Annotated in this window: 16 protein-coding genes; 8 read left to right on the top strand and 8 right to left on the bottom strand. The window is 56.7% G+C overall.

Going from position 1 to position 15,621, the window contains the following annotated elements:
• Positions 1-408 precede the first annotated feature (408 nt).
• The 8 genes from LA5095_RS07550 to LA5095_RS07515 all read left to right on the top strand — a co-directional run bounded on the left by LA5095_RS07550 (position 409) and on the right by LA5095_RS07515 (position 8,073).
• Positions 409-2,145 carry an ABC transporter substrate-binding protein gene (locus tag LA5095_RS07550; RefSeq protein WP_055114265.1) on the top strand — a complete coding sequence of 579 codons (1,737 nt, stop codon included), beginning with the start codon at positions 409-411 and terminating at the stop codon, positions 2,143-2,145.
• A gap of 125 nt (positions 2,146-2,270) precedes the next feature.
• A complete protein-coding gene (locus LA5095_RS07545) occupies positions 2,271-3,335 on the top strand; it encodes an ABC transporter ATP-binding protein (RefSeq protein ID WP_055113574.1) in 1,065 nt (354 codons plus the stop codon).
• Between the two features lie 12 nt (positions 3,336-3,347).
• Positions 3,348-4,439, top strand: coding sequence for an ABC transporter ATP-binding protein (locus LA5095_RS07540; protein ID WP_055113572.1), 1,092 nt, complete (start codon positions 3,348-3,350; stop codon positions 4,437-4,439).
• Positions 4,436-5,302, top strand: a complete 867-nt coding sequence (locus tag LA5095_RS07535) for a carbohydrate ABC transporter permease (protein WP_055113570.1) — start codon at positions 4,436-4,438, stop codon at positions 5,300-5,302. The genes LA5095_RS07540 and LA5095_RS07535 overlap by 4 nt, the downstream gene beginning before the upstream one ends.
• An 11-nt stretch (positions 5,303-5,313) precedes the next feature.
• Positions 5,314-6,111: a carbohydrate ABC transporter permease gene (locus LA5095_RS07530; RefSeq protein ID WP_029064752.1), complete on the top strand. Its 798-nt coding sequence runs from the start codon at positions 5,314-5,316 to the stop codon at positions 6,109-6,111.
• Entirely contained in the window at positions 6,111-6,389 is a 279-nt protein-coding gene (locus tag LA5095_RS07525) for a DUF2160 domain-containing protein (RefSeq protein WP_055114264.1), read from the top strand. Before LA5095_RS07530 ends, LA5095_RS07525 begins: the two co-directional genes overlap by 1 nt.
• A 144-nt stretch (positions 6,390-6,533) precedes the next feature.
• Positions 6,534-6,929, top strand: coding sequence for a BlaI/MecI/CopY family transcriptional regulator (locus LA5095_RS07520; RefSeq protein WP_055113567.1), 396 nt, complete (start codon positions 6,534-6,536; stop codon positions 6,927-6,929).
• A complete protein-coding gene (locus tag LA5095_RS07515; RefSeq protein ID WP_055113565.1) occupies positions 6,916-8,073 on the top strand; it encodes a M56 family metallopeptidase in 1,158 nt (385 codons plus the stop codon). The genes LA5095_RS07520 and LA5095_RS07515 overlap by 14 nt, the downstream gene beginning before the upstream one ends.
• Before the next feature lie 18 nt (positions 8,074-8,091).
• Here the strand turns inward: LA5095_RS07515 and LA5095_RS07510 are convergent, their stop codons facing one another.
• The 8 genes from LA5095_RS07510 to LA5095_RS07475 all read right to left on the bottom strand — a co-directional run bounded on the left by LA5095_RS07510 (position 8,092) and on the right by LA5095_RS07475 (position 15,606).
• A complete protein-coding gene (locus tag LA5095_RS07510; protein WP_029064827.1) occupies positions 8,092-8,367 on the bottom strand; it encodes an amphi-Trp domain-containing protein in 276 nt (91 codons plus the stop codon).
• Positions 8,364-9,713 (bottom strand): metallophosphoesterase family protein, encoded by a 1,350-nt coding sequence (locus LA5095_RS07505; protein ID WP_055113563.1) that lies wholly within the window; start codon positions 9,711-9,713, stop codon positions 8,364-8,366. Before LA5095_RS07505 ends, LA5095_RS07510 begins: the two co-directional genes overlap by 4 nt.
• Before the next feature lie 21 nt (positions 9,714-9,734).
• Positions 9,735-10,436 carry a histidine phosphatase family protein gene (locus LA5095_RS07500; protein WP_055113561.1) on the bottom strand — a complete coding sequence of 234 codons (702 nt, stop codon included), beginning with the start codon at positions 10,434-10,436 and terminating at the stop codon, positions 9,735-9,737.
• A complete protein-coding gene (locus LA5095_RS07495; RefSeq protein ID WP_208992588.1) occupies positions 10,433-11,533 on the bottom strand; it encodes an HprK-related kinase B in 1,101 nt (366 codons plus the stop codon). Before LA5095_RS07495 ends, LA5095_RS07500 begins: the two co-directional genes overlap by 4 nt.
• On the bottom strand, positions 11,530-12,420 hold the full coding sequence (locus LA5095_RS07490) for a GAK system ATP-grasp enzyme (protein ID WP_055113559.1): 891 nt from the start codon (positions 12,418-12,420) through the stop codon (positions 11,530-11,532). Before LA5095_RS07490 ends, LA5095_RS07495 begins: the two co-directional genes overlap by 4 nt.
• Positions 12,413-14,047, bottom strand: coding sequence for an aminoglycoside phosphotransferase family protein (locus tag LA5095_RS07485; RefSeq protein WP_055113557.1), 1,635 nt, complete (start codon positions 14,045-14,047; stop codon positions 12,413-12,415). Before LA5095_RS07485 ends, LA5095_RS07490 begins: the two co-directional genes overlap by 8 nt.
• Entirely contained in the window at positions 14,040-14,456 is a 417-nt protein-coding gene (locus LA5095_RS07480; protein WP_268873265.1) for an NUDIX domain-containing protein, read from the bottom strand. The genes LA5095_RS07485 and LA5095_RS07480 overlap by 8 nt, the downstream gene beginning before the upstream one ends.
• Positions 14,457-14,736: 280 nt before the next feature.
• Complete coding sequence (locus tag LA5095_RS07475; RefSeq protein WP_055114260.1) at positions 14,737-15,606, bottom strand: MurR/RpiR family transcriptional regulator; 870 nt, start codon at positions 15,604-15,606, stop codon at positions 14,737-14,739.
• Between the last annotated feature and the right edge of the window lie 15 nt (positions 15,607-15,621).

Genomic DNA, 15,621 nt, shown 5'->3' with positions numbered 1-15,621 from the left:
GCGGCGACGCGGTGCGGGTTCTCCAAGGAGGGGGCGCAGTCACCGCTATTGCCGGCGAGGCGATTTTGCACTGCAAAATATGACTTGTTTTTTCGTTTGCAGTGCAAAACGAATACCAAGTGAAGCTATTTTGCTAGCAATCCGAAAGACACGAAACTGAATTTTCCACTATGTGAAATGCCAAGATTGTGCCACACTCAGCTGTCCGAGCATCAATGTTTGATGAAATTTGATGCTTGCGAGCGTCGATTGGCCGGCCGAAAAAGACATTGATTTCAATATCTTGACTTTCTTTGGCAGCAACTGAAAAACCTACTAAAAAATTAGTTTGACATCATGGCAACGGTGTGGCCATGTATGCGAAGCCGGATAAACACGGCTCTTATTCTCACATGGGAGGAGATGCAGATGCGTAAGTATCTACTCTCCGCAGTTGCAGCTGGTGCTGTACTTGCGGGAGCAGGGTCCGCTTTTGCCGACGAAGCAGCGGCGAAGAAATGGATCGACCAGGAATTCCAGCCATCCGTTCTGACCAAGGACGAGCAGCTTGCAGAAATGCAGTGGTTCATTCAGGCGTCCGAACCGTTCGATGGAATGGAAATCAACGTTCTTTCCGAAGGTATTCCGACCCACTCTTACGAGTCGGAAGTCCTGGCGAAAGCGTTCGAGGAAATCACAGGCATCAAGGTCAATCACCAGATCCTCGGTGAAGGCGAGGTTGTTCAGGCCGTTCAGACCCAGATGCAGACCGGCCGGAACCTCTATGACGCCTATGTCAATGATTCCGACCTGATCGGTACTCATTCCCGTCTTCAGCTGGCTTACAACCTGACCGACTGGATGGGTGGCGACGGCAAGGGTGTGACAAACCCGGGTCTCGACCTGGAAGATTTCATGGGGACCCAGTTCACCACGGGTCCGGATGGCGATCTCTACCAGCTTCCCGACCAGCAGTTCGCAAACCTTTACTGGTTCCGCAAGGACTGGTTCGACCGTGAAGACCTGAAGACCGCGTTCAAGGACAAGTACGGTTATGATCTGGGTGTGCCGGTCAACTGGTCGGCCTATGAAGACATTGCCGAGTTCTTCTCCAAAGACGTGAAAGAAGTCGACGGCGTCACCATTTACGGCCACATGGACTACGGCAAGCGTGCACCGGATCTCGGCTGGCGCATGACCGACGCATGGCTCTCCATGGCGGGTGCCGGCGACAAGGGTGAGCCGAACGGTATTCCGGTCGACGAGTGGGGCATCCGCATGGAAGCGGGTACCTGCAATCCGGTCGGTGCCTCCGTTTCCCGCGGTGGTGCGGCGAACGGTCCGGCTGCGGTCTATGCGATCCGCAAGTGGGACGAATGGCTGCGCAACTACGCGCCTCCGGGTGCTGCAAGCTTCGACTTCTATCAGTCTCTGCCGGCTCTCAGCCAGGGTAACGTCGCCCAGCAGATCTTCTGGTACACGGCCTTCACCGCGGACATGGTGAAGCCGAAGTCGGAAGGCAACAACACGGTGGATGACGAAGGTACGCCGCTGTGGCGCATGGCTCCGAGCCCGCATGGTCCCTATTGGGAAGAAGGCCAGAAGGTCGGCTACCAGGACGTGGGTTCCTGGACCATCTTGAAGTCTACGCCGGAAGACCGTGCAAAAGCAGCCTGGCTCTATGCTCAGTTCGTCGTTTCCAAAACCGTCGACACGAAGAAGAGCCACGTCGGTCTGACCTTCATCCGCGACAGCACCGTCAACCACGAGTCCTTCACGGAACGTGCGCCGAAGCTGGGTGGCCTGGTCGAGTTCTACCGGTCTCCTGACCGTGTGGCATGGTCTCCGACCGGAATTAACGTTCCCGATTATCCCAAGCTGGCACAAATCTGGTGGCAGCAGATCGGTGACGTGAACTCCGGAGCGTTCACGCCGCAGGAGGCCATGGACCGTCTCGCCGAAGAAATGGACATCGTCATGGGCCGCATGCAGCAGGCTGACGAGCGTGCCAATGTCTACGGTGGTTGCGGCCCGCGTCTCAACGAGCCGCAGGATCCGCAGGTCTGGCTTTCCAAGCCGGGTGCTCCCAAGGCCAAGCTCGACAACGAGAAGCCAGAGGGCAAAACCGTGAACTACGACGAGCTTGTCGCCCGCTGGGGTCAGTAAGCAAAAGCGTAGCGTTTAACTCGTATGGACCGGGGCATGTTCCCGGTCCATCACCGCGCGGCAGGTGACGGGCGGCGAAACCGGTGTTTCGCATAAGGGGCCCGGTCCGGACTCGGGCAGAAAAAATGTCTCTAGAACTTAAAAACGTCAGCAAGCGCGTGCAGGGCATCACTCATGTCAAGGACACGAGCCTGACGCTTCATCCCGGCCACTTCAACGTTCTCCTTGGAGAAACGGGTGCCGGAAAAACCTCGCTGATCAAGCTCATGGCAGGTCTCGACAACCTTGCGTCCGGGCAGATCATCCTGAATGGCAAGGACGTCTCCAAGCTGACGGCGCAAAAGCGCAATATCAGCCTGGTGCACCAGTTTTTCGTCAACTATCCGCACATGTCGGTGTTCGACAACATCGCTTCTCCCCTGAAGATCGGCGGTGTCGCCAAGTCCGAGATCGAGGGCAGGGTTGAAGAGGCGGCGGATCTCATGAAACTGAAGCCCTTTCTGGGCCGCAGGCCGCACGAGCTTTCCGGGGGACAGCAGCAGCGAACCGCTCTGGCGCGCGCGATCGTCAAGGAAAGCGATGCAGTGTTTCTCGACGAGCCGCTCGCGAACCTCGACTACAAGCTTCGTGAAGAACTGCGTGATCAGCTGCCGGACCTGTTTGCAGGACGGGGCGCCGTGGTCGTCTACGCGACTTCAGAGCCAGAGGAAGCCCTGTTGCTCGGTGGACACACGGCCCTGATGACCGACGGCAACGTGGTTCAGTTCGGTCCGACTGCGGACATCTATCGCAAACCGAAAGACCTGGATGCCGCCAAGGTTTTTTCCAATCCGCCCATAAACATTGCACCCGTGAACAAGCAGGGCGACACGGTCGTCCTGACGGACGAGATCCGTTGGAAGGCCGCGGAAAGCGTGGCACGGCTCAAGGATGGTCCCTACACGCTTGCGATCCGGCCAAACCACGTGTTGCCGGTGGAGTCTCCCTCCCACACCGTCCGGCTGGAAGGACATGTTCTGGTGACGGAACTGAGCGGATCTGAAAGCAGCGCCCATTTTGACCTGCACGGACATTCATGGGTGTCCCTGTCACCAGGTGTCCATCCCTATTTCGTGGGCGAAGTCCATACGTTCTATCTGGATCCGAGCCATTGTTTCTTCTTCGCGCCTGACGGCGAGCTGGTGGCCTGAGGGGAGAACATCATGGCACAAATCAAACTCTCCAATCTGCGTCACAGCTACCTCTCCAAACCGGAGAGCGATGAGGACTATGCGCTGAAGAAGATCGACCTGACCTGGGAAGACGGAGGCGCTTATGCTCTCCTCGGACCATCGGGTTGCGGCAAGTCCACCCTGCTGAACATCATCTCCGGACTGCTGGTTCCTTCCGAAGGCAAGATCCTGTTCGATGATCAGGACGTGACCGCATTGCCGCCGGCAAAACGGAATATCGCACAGGTGTTCCAGTTCCCGGTCATCTACGACACGATGACGGTTTACGACAATCTTGCGTTCCCGCTTCGAAACCGGGGGCGGGACGAGGAGACTGTCAAGGAACGGGTGACGGCTATTGCCGAAATGCTCGAGGTCACCGACATGCTGACCACCCGGGCTTCCAATCTTTCCCCGGATAACAAGCAGAAGATTTCAATGGGCCGGGGACTGGTGCGCCAGGATGTGAATGTCGTCATGTTCGACGAACCCCTGACCGTGATTGATCCGCATCTGAAGTGGAAACTGCGCTCCAAGCTGAAAGAGCTGCATCAACGGGTCAAGGCAACAATGATCTACGTGACACACGACCAGACCGAGGCACTCACGTTTGCCGATCAGGTCGTGGTGATGCAGGACGGTGAAATCGTTCAGATCGGCACGCCAGTCGAACTCTTCGAGCGACCCGCGCATACGTTTGTCGGCCATTTCATCGGCTCGCCGGGCATGAATGTTCTGCCTTGCGATGTAAAAGACGGTGGAGCGTTTTTCGCAGGCGAGCGGGTCGGTCTTGAAGGGCCGCTGGAAGATGTCACCAACGGTTCCGCGGAAATCGGTATCCGTCCGGAATTCGTCTCCGTGTCGGGGAATGGGACAGGCCTTGCCGCGCATGTGCGCAAGGTTGCCGATATCGGCCGTCACAAGGTGGTGGAGGCGATTGCCAACAACAGCCGTATTCATGCGATCCTGGAAGGTGATGCACCAAACGCCGGTGACCAGGTGAACCTGGAATTCAAGCAGTCGCAGACACGGCTTTACAAGGACGGCTGGCTGGCCAGCACGCCAGGGGAGGGTGTCCAGTGAAAACCCAGAATCAACGTGCCTGGCTGTTCGTGACGCCAGTGCTGCTGCTGGTCGCGTTCAACGCGCTCATTCCGATGATGACCGTGGTGAATTATTCGGTCCAGGAAACCTTCGGCGACAACCTGTTCTTCTGGCAGGGGCTCGACTGGTTCGAACAGGTTCTCAGATCGGAGCGTTTTCACAACGCGCTCGGACGCCAGTTCCTGTTTACCTTCCTGATCCTGATCATCGAAGTGCCACTTGGTATCGCCATAGCGTTGTCGATGCCCAAACAAGGTCCCTGGGTGCCATTCTGTCTGGTAACGATGGCCTTGCCGATGTTGATCCCCTGGAATGTGGTCGGGGCGATGTGGAACATCTTCACGCTGCCCGATATCGGCCTGCTTGGCTACTTCATGAACCACACGCTGGGCATTTCCTACGACATGACCCAGAACCCGCTTGCGGCCTGGGTGACCATCATTGTCATGGATGTCTGGCACTGGACATCGCTGGTCGTGCTTCTTGCCTATGCCGGTCTTGTTTCCATCCCCAACGCCTATTACCAGGCCGCGGAAATCGACGGGGCTTCCAACTGGGCCGTATTCCGGTTCATTCAGCTGCCGAAGATGAAAACGGTTCTGACAATCGCAATCCTGCTGCGGTTCATGGACAGCTTCAATATCTACACAGAGCCGTTCGTTCTGACCGGTGGTGGACCGGGCAATTCGACCACGCTGCTCTCCATTGATCTCGTGAAGATTGCTCTCGGCCAGTTCGACCTCGGTCCGGCTGCCGCAATGTCTCTCATCTACTTCGCCATCACGCTGCTCGCCTCCTGGCTGTTCTATACGCTGATGACGATGAACGACAACAAGTCCTGAGGAGAACCATCATGCGTTTGAAAAGCCTGGTTCCCGTGATTTACATCCTCTTCCTGATGTTGCCGATCTACTGGCTCGTCGCGATGAGTTTCAAGACAACCAATGAAATCCTTGCCGGGTTCTCGCTGTTCCCGCAGACTTGGACACTGGCAAACTATATCGAGATCTTCACCGATCCGACCTGGTACTGGGGCTACATAAACTCCATCATCTACGTGACCATGAACACCGTGATTTCGGTCCTGGTGGCCCTGCCTGCTGCCTATGCGTTTTCCCGGTATTCCTTCGTGGGCGACAAGCACCTCTTCTTCTGGCTGCTGACGAACCGGATGGCTCCCGCAGCCGTCTTCGCCCTTCCGTTCTTTCAGCTTTATTCGGCGGTTGGCCTGTTCGACACCCATCTGGCGGTTGCACTCGCGCATTGCCTGTTCAACATTCCGCTGGCTGTCTGGATCCTGGAAGGTTTCATGTCGGGCGTGCCGAAGGAGCTGGATGAAACAGCCTATGTCGACGGTTACTCGTTTCCGCGTTTCTTCGCGACGATCTTTCTGCCCGCCATCAAGTCGGGTGTCGGGGTGGCTGCGTTCTTCTGTTTCATGTTCTCCTGGGTGGAAATGCTTCTTTCGAAGACACTGACTGCCGTCGAGGCCAAGCCAATTGCTGCCGTGATGACCCGAACGGCTTCCTCCGCCGGATATGAACTCGGCCTCCTGGCTGCCGCCGGGACCCTGACCATCATCCCGGGCGCAATCGTGATCTATTTCGTGCGGAACTACATTGCCAAGGGCTTCGCCCTGGGGAGGGTATGATGCTGGGATGGATGGCGTGGACCCTGCCGACAGCGCTGTTGTTTGTCGGCATCTTTTCGGCAATCGGACTGTTGACCATAGTGGAGATCAAGTTTCCGGGCGGCCATGAACGACGTGGCATTCTGGGGCTGACAACGACCCGCGGAGACCGTCTTTTCATTACGCTTCTCGGCACGGCCTACATTTTCCTGGCATGGCTTGGATTTGTGGGCACTCCGTTGTGGTGGCCGCTGGCTCTCAGCATCGCCTGGGGGTCATTCAGCTTCTGGAAAATTTAGGCACATCGAGAATACCGCCAAGCCTATAGTATTTTCCGGACCAATCGTGCATGAATAAGGTTCGGGGGCGTGCATTCACAAGAATTCATAGAAGTTCGAGGCACGACCTGAGCCACATCCAGACCGCAATGGCGCAGGACTATAATGAGAAAGCGTAAAAGCAACGAGTTTCTGACCGAAGTCGAACTGGAGTTCATGACAGAACTCTGGAAACTCGGCGAAGGCTCCGTGCGGGATATACTCGCATCTTTGCCCTCGGAAAGAAAACTTGCCTATACGTCCTGCGCAACCATCATGCGGATCCTGGATGAAAAAGGCTTCGTGGACAGCCGGAAAGAAGGCAAAACATTCATCTATACCCCTCGGCTGACCAAGGACACCTACCAGTCCCGTTCCCTGAGAAACCTTTCAGAAAAACTCTTCGACGGCACGCCCGCGTCGCTCGTGGCCCGTCTTGTCGACGAATATGAATTCTCAGATGACGACCTGGAGGAAATGAGAGCGTTACTGGACAGGAGGAGGACAGATGACGCTACTTAACCAGATCTTCGACATTTATGTCGATCTCAATATCACCCTGGCCTTGACGGCAATTATCTGGTTGTCGGCAAAGCTGGTTCTGGCTCGTCTGGGGAAAAGACTTGCCTTCAACTACCAGCTGGCCATCCTGAACGGCCTGTTCGCCGTCATGGTCCTGTCGCCTGTCGCGGTTGCTGCTTACCAGCAGATGCAAATGGCGCAGGTTGTCCCTGTCGCAGGTACCGTAAATCTGACCGACTATGCGGTTTCACAATATCTTCGGGGTGGCATAGCCATCCCGGCGGAAGATTTTCAGTCTATCCTGGGGCTTCGAAGTCGTCTGACGGAAAGCGTGCTCTCGTTTGCACCAGGTGCGGGCATGGCAGTGGTCCTGTTTTTGCTCGCAGGCTTTACCTATTTCGGCGCGAAGCTGGCTGTCAGTGTCGTTCGGCTTAACCGCATGCTGGCGGCGTGTCACACATGGCGTTGTGCAGGGCGGTTGCATCTTCTGCTGTCGGACCGGGCTCTGGTTCCGTTTTCGGCACGCGGTCTGCGTCGCCACTATGTTGTGATCCCGTCCGATCTTCTGGCAAGATCGGAGGATCTGAAACTGGTGCTCAAACACGAGTTGCAGCATGTGCGTCAGGGCGACGTGACCTGGGAAATCGGATTGGAGTTGCTGCGTCCGTTCTTCTTCTGGAATCCGTTTTTCTATCTCTGGAAGTCCGAGGTCGAACGGCTTCGGGAACTGGCATGCGATCAGAAAGTAACCGACGACGCCAATGTCGATCTGAGGTCCTACTGCATGTGCCTGCTTCGCGCGGCTCAGGCCGGTCTCAGGAAGAGACAGAATCTTAGCGCGAAAGACCGTGTCGGCAATGTTGCCGCTGTTGCCCTCATCGAGGTGCAGAACCGGTTGCTGCGCAGGTCTCCGGCTCAAAAACTGCGGCGTCGGGTCGAGGCTCTTCTGGAACGGGACCGTCTGCGGCCTCACTGGGGTTTCGTCTGCCTTGCGGTCCTGCCGATGATTGCTGTCGTGTTCCTGTCGGCACTGTCGATCCAGAAACCTGCCGACTGGACCCAGGACCGGCTCATGCTCTCCACAATCATCAATCTGGAGCGCCTCGAGACGATCAACACGTTCGGACAACGCCCGCTGCGATAACGGGCCACAAGGGCGGGATCACCCGCCCTTGACCTTCAGCTTGCCGCTGTCTTTCTTGTCCTGGGTGTCGTTTGTCCAGGTGATGCGCAGATCGAGCCTGGACTGGCCGTCTTCGTTGGTTGCAGTAACCCGCAGGTTCATCAGGCCATTCGGTTCGAGCGTGATATCGCCAGTATCGTCACCGAACTGCAGTTCTCCCTTCGAGATCCCGCGTTTGACCGCGTCCAGCAGTTTCTGGATGGATTTCCTGTCCTGAAGCGACTGATGCCGGAAACGGCCCTTGCGTTCCATCATCGCGCCATCCCGTGCTGATGAAGTATCTGGACCGGGTTGAATAACTTGGCATGCGGATAGTCGCAGCTGATCCCGATGATATTGCCGTCCGGATGAATGATTGTGGCCCCCGTTCCAATGCCCTCCAGACCTTCATTGCTTCTGGAATACCGGTCAAGGGTTATGTCCGCCTCCAGGTGCAGCAGACCGTGCCTGGATTTCAGTTCCTGGCCGCTGTGACGGTTTATGTGACCGTGTACAAGCATCCTGACGCCTGCCTGGTGAAGGTCTTCGACACCCCTTTCTGTCAGTGGATGATCGATGTCGCGGTACTTTGTGCGCATCAGGTTCGCGATGCTGCCGGAATAGAAGACAAAAGGGTCCTTCCGGCTTTCCTTCCTGAAGCGCCGGTTCACGTGAGCGATGCCCCTGGTGGCGATCTGGTCTGCCATGTTGTCATCGACGCCCGCATGAACGAAAAGGAGCGAACCGCTTTTGTGAACGGCCTTCATGGACTGAAAAAACCAGGCGTAGCGCCCGGCGGGATTGATAAACAGGTCTCTGCATGTCAGAGCAGCGGCATAGAGTTGCCGGATCGACAAGCCGGCTTCTTCCACATGATCCGTGAACTTTTCCGTTTTCTTTTTCAGCCGGCGCATTTCCTTGCGGATCGCGGCCTCGTTGAGATAGCCCGCGGCGGCCCTGGGAAAGTGTTTTTTCCATTTCCTGCCCGGAAACATGCAGGCCAGACAGGTTTTTTCGTCCGGAAGGCCTGCCATAGCTGTTTCCTCGTCGACATGACGGTCGAATATCTCTCGCATGAGCGGCAGGACCTTTTTCCCCATACGGACAAACATGTGCGCATTGATCGACTTTCGGCTTCCCGCAAGGGATTCCAGTCCGAGGAAGAGGCGCAAGTCGTGATTGCCTGCCAGAAGCACCACGTCTGCACCGGACTTCATCAATGCGGCGAGACAATCCAGCAAGTCCAGATTGCTTGGCCCCTTGTCGAGACAGTCGCCACCTATGATGATCTGGCAGCTTCTGCCGAACCCGGTGAGACCGAACTCCGTCAATCCGGTTCCGATGCGGTCGACGACACGGGCTGCAACAAGGGATCTGAGAAGACTTTCCGCATCAGCGTGCGGATCTGAAATGAAAACGACCGGCTTTTCCGGCCAGTCCCATGGCCCGAGCGCGTTTGCCCTGACCAGGCTCGCGGCAAGATCCGGTTCTGCGTCCGCAGAGGGCATGAAGTCGTGATCCGTACCGAGCGGCCAGGGCACGAAACTCTCCGGTATACCGAAGCTGTCGGAGGCACCGGCAGCGATCGGCGGGAGAAACGGGGTCAGGGTTCTGTTTGTCATCTTTGTTCTTTGCCGTGAATCTCAGTCCGTTGTGTTTTCCAGCAAACTTCGCTCTTTCCAGGCACCTGTGTGGTGATGCCAGGTTTTGTCCTGCGCGCGCTTCAGCACCACGGGTCTGGCGTGATGCATGCTGAGGCGGCGAATATCCTCAAATCCGAGCACACCCAGATGATGGGCCGCATGGCGCAAGGCAGCGCCATGGCCAACAAAAACCTGTGCGTTTGCGTCAGCTAGATTATTCAATACGCTTAGCCGGTTCTTCAGAAAATCAGCGACACGTGTGCCGGCCTCCAGCAGGCTTTCAGCCCCTTGGGCAGGCAGTCGGTAGTGACTGTCGGCTTTCCAGTTTTCCGGTGGTATCTGGTAGCGGGGGTCTTCTTGCAGGGTTCGTTCGATTTCGGGGATAGTCAAATTGGCAAGAGCGCCGACGCTGCGTTCGGCAAGCGCTTCGTCTTCCTTGATCCGAAGATCAAGACCGGTCGCATCGGACAGTGAATGGCTCAAAAGTGTCGCAGTTTGCCAGGCCCGCAGCTGCCTGGAGCAGAAGATTTCCCCTGCCAGCCGCCACTTTTGGCTTTGCGCGAGAGCTGCAACTTCCCGGCCTGCGGCCATTGCCTGTTCCTTGCCGGCATCTGTAAGCCCAAAAGGTTGAAGTGCACTCGGCGTTCCCGGTTTTTGATGATAAGCGGCGTGGCGCACAAGGATGGCAAAACGATCAGTCATCCGCGTTGCCCCAGGAGTTCGGTGCCTGCATCGAAGAGTGCATCGAAATCGATATGTCCCGTGACTTCCCAGACCTGGATGCCTTCTAGGGCTGCAAGGTACGCGTTGCGTTCCACGGAAGACCGGTCCGTCCAGAACGGCCCGGCCTTGGTCTGGTAGAAAGGTCCGGGGTTTTTCATGATGGCGGACAGGAGATCCGACCGGTCGCCGAGCTTCACCCTGGACACGTTGGTCGGTGCCCTGCTGTCTCTCGACCAGTTCAGGACCCAGAAGTCAGTCAGGCGAGCATCGTGGGAAATGCGTCCGGGCCCATAAATGTCATCGATGAAAAGATCGTACTTTTCCTCAAGATGCCAAAGCTCGTCGGGTTCCATGTTCCTGAGTTCTTCTTCGCGCTCTTCGTCGATGAGGCCGAACAGGCGCGTGTTGGTAACGATGGTGCCGGGATTGATGCGCGGGAGCTTCGGAACACCGAGTGCGTTCGCCCCATCCTGATTCCCGCGCACAAGCAGCCTGTCGTTGGTGACATATTGAGTGCCGGCCACTTCCATCAGGCGTAGCATCGTGGTTGATTTACCGCCGCCGGACAGGCCGGCGATCGCGAGACCTTTGTCTGCGGTCTTCACAGCTGCCGCATGACAGGCAACCCAGCCGTTTCTTTGAAAATGGTTGAGGATCTGGGTGTTGATGAAGTTGATGACCTGGTTGGAGTTTGTGTCTGTCGGGCCAAAGGCAATTGCCCAGTCCGGCGATTGCAGAAATTGCACGCCGGTGCGCACCTTGTGGACCAACCTACCGTTTTCCAGATCGCAAATCATATCCTTCCGGTTGGTCTTGCCGGGCTCGCGAACCCAATCTTTGTATTTGAAATCAAACGGAAATTCTGCCGGGCCAAGAGCATACACCGTCATGTCCGGTTCGGATGGCGCGGTGATGACATGCTGAAAGTATCTCAGAAGTTCGGCAAGGAGCGCACCGGATGTACAACGGATCTCGAGCACGTAACCGCCGACCGACAGGCAAAACGGGTCGGAGGCCATTGTCGCCCGGACCGGTGCCAGTGTGTCGACCAGATCCCTTACGCTGATACCGGTCATTTTCGGAGCCTTGAAACCATGTGACCTGCATAGAGCTTGGCGGCGTCGATGGATGCACCTTCCAGAGCCCCCTTGAAACCACCGAAGGCGGAGACTTCGAAAACGATCGGCCCGTCAGCCGTCAGTCCGACATCGACCGTCGTGAAATCAAGTTCGAAGGGAGCCTGCGCCCTTTCAGCCAGGTCGATCACGTCCTGATCCGGCTCGAAGGGCTCATATTTGCCACCATGGAGGATCGTGGTGTTCCAGCTGTCGGTCTGCGAAACTCTTGCGTAGGTTCCCAGGTACTTTCCGCCAAGGAACACCATGCCGAGATCCCGGCTGGACAGATTGACCTTCTTCTGTAGATACATCACCGGATTTTCGGCCTTGAAGGCGGTAATCCCATTCCTGAGAGCGGCTGCACCCATGCCGGCGTCCATCAGCGACATGCCACGTGCCTTTGTGGAGAACAGCGGCTTGAAGACGGCGCTACCGAAACGCTGCACGGCGGCAAGCGCTTCGCTTGTACTTTCCGTCACGCAGGTTGCTGGCATCGGTATGCCCGCATTCGAAAGAGTTACCGTGCAGCTCAACCGGTTGACCAGACCCAGGATCGAGGACGTTCTGGAAAAGATACGTACACCGGCGCTTTCGGCTACCCGCAGCATCTCGAGCCGGTCCAGCATAGCCGGGTTGTAGTCCTGACTGATCTTCTTGATCACCAGGCCGTCCAGGTCGCACAAGTTTGTATCGCCGGCCATCAGGGCGCGGTTTTGCAGGTCAAGCGCAACGTCTGCCATGTCGACCACGCAACGGTAACCTGTTTCCGCTTCCAGAGCATCTGCCAGTGTCTCGGTGGACCATCTGCCGGGAATACCGACAACCCCGATTTTCAGATCAGTCAACAAAGATCTCCTTCATGGGGAGCCGGAGCCTTGCTTCCTCGCCGGCCTTGCAGGCGATCGTCTGTTCGATCAGATAGCGCGCCCTCAGCCACATGCGCCTCGAGAGTTGCTTGTCGAAAATGAACCGGGTGGAGCTGGCAAAGGATCGTGCAAGTCCAAGCGCGAGGCGAAACTCGAATGTATCGTCGCCATGCTTGCGGGCGAAGGCCTTGGCGGATTTATGAAAGTCCAGGCAAAGCCGCATGATCCGATGTCGCGTGTCCCGGTCGCGCACCTGAAGCCGATAATTCGATACCAGGAAGACCGAGACGTCCTGGACATAGTCCATGTAGCGGGAGCGATGCAGGTCGATGAAGTGGATCCTGTTTTCATCCGGATCGTAAATGATGTTGTCGACATTGAAGTCGCCGTGAATATAGACGGAAAACGGCGCCGACACTTTCATTTCGCGTGCATTTGCTTCAGCGACAAGCTCATCCAGGCAAGGCAGCTTCTGGCCGGCAAAACGTGTGGCAGGATCCTTGAATTCAGGATGAATCCGACGCACTTCGTCCAGGCGTTCCGCCAATTGCTGCATGCTGCCAAGCTCGGCCGGTTCTGACGTCTTTGTCTGTTTCCAGACGTCCTTGAGTGTAGTTGAAAGGCTCGCGAGCGCCTTTTTGCAGATTTCCTCGGACCCGTTGAGGACGATGTGCTCGAACGTCGTGCCGGGCAGGTGCTCGATCAGCAACGCTGCGGACTGGTCGCGTTTTTCGTAGGAGAGGATCTTCGGTGCCAGACCGGGGTAGATTTCGTGCCAGCTCTTCACGCCCGCCCGTTCTTCCCTGACCTTGCTTTTTTCACCATCCTTGAACACGGCGGCGACTTCTTCGGTCTTCTTGTTCTTGAGGGCAGAGACGGAACTTCCCGAACGCGTTTCGGCGATTGTTTCGATCTTGAGGCCACCACCTGCACCCTCTAGATCCGACTTCAAGCTCTGCAGGGAGAAATAGCGTTCAAGATTGACCGCCTGGCCGATATTGGCCGAAATCAGCGCTTCGCTTATCGTGTTCAGTGAATCTCCCATTCTCTGGAATTCGTTTGCCACCAGAAGACTGTTGGCAATGTCCGCGGGCCTGAGTTTCGGATTTCCCATGTCCCTGGTGTAAGCCTTGAACAGCTTCCGGTAGTCGGTCTCGATCTTTTTCTGAAGCTCGCCGATCTCGATCGCCTGCTTGCTGTCATTGTCGAAAAACGCGTTTTCGATCTTGCCGACGCCCTTGCGCACGGACCTGACGACCGCCGGATACCTTTCAGGTAAAAGCGTTGCAAATGCATCGATGCGCTCGACATGCCGCAGCGACTGACGCGCGAGGTTGGCGATCCGCTGCAGATCGGTTGCGACGAGTTCCAGGCTGCGCAGAGTGAGGTGTTTTCGATTGTCTTTTCTGGTGTTTGCCAGCTGACGGACGCAGGCGGCATGAATGCGGGCCTTCAGATTATGGGCATAGCCTGCGCGCTCCAGGATCCGTCTGGCACGCGCAATTGTCGGCTCCTTGAAGAAAGCCTCAAGCTGTAGCAGCTGACCGTCGATCTCCGCGCACAGAAAATGGAGATTTTCCCGGATGGTTTTTGGCAGGTTAGTCATAAAAGGATCCGAGATAGACTTCGAGGTCCCGCCTACAGTCAATTGAAAACAGTTTTGTGACATAAGCCGGACGCAGCTGTTGAGCGTTTTCTCGTGTGAGCCAGCACGTTGCAACCTGGTGGGGGTCGGGTGAAGGTCCGAGGATCGGCTCGTAGTCCTCGGGAACCAGGCACTCGAAGACGAAGTCAAGTTGGTGTTGTCGCTCTCCGCTATCAGTTTTTTCGCGATATATTTCAGCGATATGCAGTAGTTTTCCGACCGAGATTTCAGTTCCGATTTCCTCCAGGCACTCACGTCTCAGGGCTTGAACAAGGTCCTCGCCGGGTTCCTGTTTTCCTCCCGGCAGAGTGTAATGATGCCCCTTCACGGGATGACGTTTTTCCTGCACCAACAAATTTTGCCCGCTCAGGATCAGCGCCCGCGGAGTAGAACGGATGTGGGGCCTGAAGACCGAGTGATTCGGAGGCGTCGCTTCGGTGATTGGACTTTACTCCCAGCCAAGTCATGCCCGTCCGGTCACAAAGGAGGTTCGACCATCCGGTCGAATTGCTGTCTGGCCGTTTGCGGACAAGCGCGTCGCCGACATCATAGATGAGTCTTCACAGCGCGGCCAAAGAATACCTTTCTGCAGCCGCGTGGAAGACCTTCAGTGCGGAAGTTGAACAGTTGGCCTGCGGCACCTGAAGCGATCAGACATCGGGACCCGTTGTCCGGCTTTCGGTCGTTGGATCGATCTCGTTTCGAAGAATCTCCAGGGACTGCATACGTTCCTGCGCCCGTTGCTGGTTTTCGCGCGTGACGCCGGCAATCAGCACTTCTGCGATAGCCATGAGTGCAAGGGATGAATCCCAGGGCGAGGGAACCGCGACCCGCGCCGGCAGAACAAAACTGGCAATGCGGCCGACAGGCGACATCCAGCTGTCGGTGACGAGGGTTACCGTTGCGCCCTGTTTTGCCGCCGCTTCCGCAAACTGGATGATCTCCGTCTGGTAGCGCCGGATATCGAAAATCAGAACCACGTCCCTGGGACCCATGCCCAGAAGCTGGTCAAGCCAGTTTCCCTGCTGCCCGGCGACGTGATTGACACCTGAGCGAACAATCCGCAGATGAGCTGCCATGTAGCGGGCAAGGCCGTCGGTAAACCGGCCACCGATCAGATGCAATGTCTTCTTTTCGTCTGCCAGCAGCCTGATGAGGCCTTCAAGTTCGCCCCGTGGCAGGTGGGCAAAGGTTTCGCGTACATTTTCCAGCAACTGTCCGACATGCGGATCACCGCCTTGTTCATCTTCAAGTGTCGCGCTGCGGGCAAGTGGTGAATTCAGCTGACTTTCCAATTCGCTGCGGAGTTTTTTCTGAAACTCTGCGAACCCCGGAAATCCCAGCCGGCCGATGAAACGAAGGATCGTTGGAGAACTCACGCCTGCAGCTTCCGCGAATTGCGCAACCGTGCCCAGCCCCTGAACGGGATAGTTTGCCATGAGGGCGTGCGCGGCCTTTTTTTCCGTGGCGGTGAATTCGTCCAGGCGGTCGCGAATGTCATCCAGAAGTGGGCGTTCCATGAGTCTTGCCTGCTT

It is taken from the genome of Roseibium album (assembly GCF_001404515.1).
GTDB classification, from domain to species: domain Bacteria; phylum Pseudomonadota; class Alphaproteobacteria; order Rhizobiales; family Stappiaceae; genus Roseibium; species Roseibium album.
This window is presented reverse-complemented; position numbering and strand designations above follow the sequence as displayed.